This is a genomic window from Streptomyces galbus, from assembly GCF_005280195.1.
GTDB classification, from domain to species: Bacteria; Actinomycetota; Actinomycetes; order Streptomycetales; family Streptomycetaceae; genus Streptomyces; species Streptomyces galbus.
The window spans coordinates 1-1,719 of record NZ_SZPR01000054.1 but is presented as its reverse complement, the minus strand read 5'-3'; the positions used below and the strand labels follow the sequence as shown (position 1 = coordinate 1,719).

Below are 1,719 nucleotides of genomic sequence, written 5' to 3'. Positions count from 1 at the left end.
GCGATGTGATGCACCACCAGGACCAGGACATGACGCTCAGGAGCCAGCCGGAACAACTCAGCCCGCAAAGGGATCTCGGTCGCGAGATCGAACGCATACCGGGCCGCTGACCCCAGCACCTGCGGCAACTCGCCCTCGAGGACATCACGCACAGGCAACGGCACGCTCACACCGTCGAGAACCCGCTGGTACGGCGAACCGTCGGACTCGGGAAACACCGTCCGCAGGCTCTCGTGCCGGGCCACCACATCACCCAGAGCCGCACGCAACGCACCACGGTCCACCACACCACTCAGCCGCACGACCAACGGAATGTTGTAAGTAGCACTCGGCCCCTCCATCTTGTGCAGGAACCACAACCGCCGCTGAGCGAACGACAGGGGTACTTCGTCGGGCAGTTGCTGCCTGGTCAGGGCGAGCCGCGCGGGACCGGCGGTGTCGAGCCGGGCCGCGACCGCGGCCGCGGTCCGTGCCTCGAAGAGCGTGCGCAGGCCGATCTCGACGCTGAAGGCGGCCCGGATGCGGGCGATCAGACGAGTGGCCAGCAGCGAATGGCCGCCGAGCTCGAAGAAGTCGTCGTCCACGCCGACCCAGGGCAGCCCCAGCACCTGGGCGAACAGGTCGCACACGATCTGCTCCTGCGGCGTGCGCGCCTCCCGCCCGGATCCGGCGGGCGCGAATTCCGGCGCCGGCAGGGCCGCCCGGTCCAGCTTGCCGTTGCCCGTCAGCGGCAGGCTGTCCAGGACGACAACGGCGGCCGGCACCATGTGCTCGGGCAGCCGCTCGCGCACGAACTCGGCTGCCTCCTCGGGACGCAGGGTCTCCCGCGCCACGACATAGGCCACCAGTCGGGTCCTGCCGGGCCGGTCCTCGCGGGCGACCACGGCGGCCTGGGCGATCCCGGGGTGCTCGGTGAGGACGTTCTCGATCTCGCCGGGTTCGATGCGGAAGCCGCGGATCTTGATCTGGTGGTCGGCGCGCCCGACGAACTCCAGCTCTCCGTCCTGGTTCCACCGCACCAGGTCACCGGTGCGGTACATGCGCGCGCCCGGCTCCGCCGCGTACGGGTCCGCCACGAACCGCTCGGCCGTCAGGGCGGGCCTGCCCAAGTAACCCCGGGCCACTGCGGATCCCGCTGTGTAGAGCTCACCCACCACACCGGGAGCCACCAATTCCAGGCCCGAGCCCAGCACGTAGGACCGGGTGTTCGCGATGGGCCGGCCGATCGGCGCGGTGGGCGGCCAGTTGCCGGAGTCGTCGCTCAGGGTGTGGGCCGTGACCACGTGGGTCTCCGTGGGCCCGTAGTGGTTGTGCAGTACGCGCTCCGGTGCCGAGGTGTGGAACTCGCGGACCACGCGGCTCAACGTCAGGGCCTCGCCGGCCTGCGCGATCGTCCGCAGCCGGGGCAGCGCGCGTCCCTGCTCGACGGCGGCCTCGGCGACGGCCTCCACAACGAGGTTGGGCGCGAAGAGTTCCTCCACGTCGTGTGCGTCCAGCCACTCGACGAACCGGGCCGCGTCCCGCCGGACGTTCTCGTCGGGGATCACCAGGGTCTTGCCGTACAACAGGGCCGAAAGCATCTCCTGGGCGGAGACGTCGAAGCTGATGGCCGTGAACTGGGCGGTCCTCGTGCCGGTCCCGCCACCGACCGCCCTGTGGTGCCACTCCAGCAGGTTCACCAGCGCGCCCGCGGGCATGACGACGCCTTTGGGCCGGCCG

Annotated in this window: 1 protein-coding gene; it reads right to left on the bottom strand. The window is 70.6% G+C overall.

Features of this window, described 5'->3' with window-relative positions:
• Positions 1–1,719, bottom strand: a 1,719-nt coding sequence (locus E4U92_RS35240; protein ID WP_168725281.1) for an AMP-binding protein, incomplete at both ends; no start/stop codon positions are given.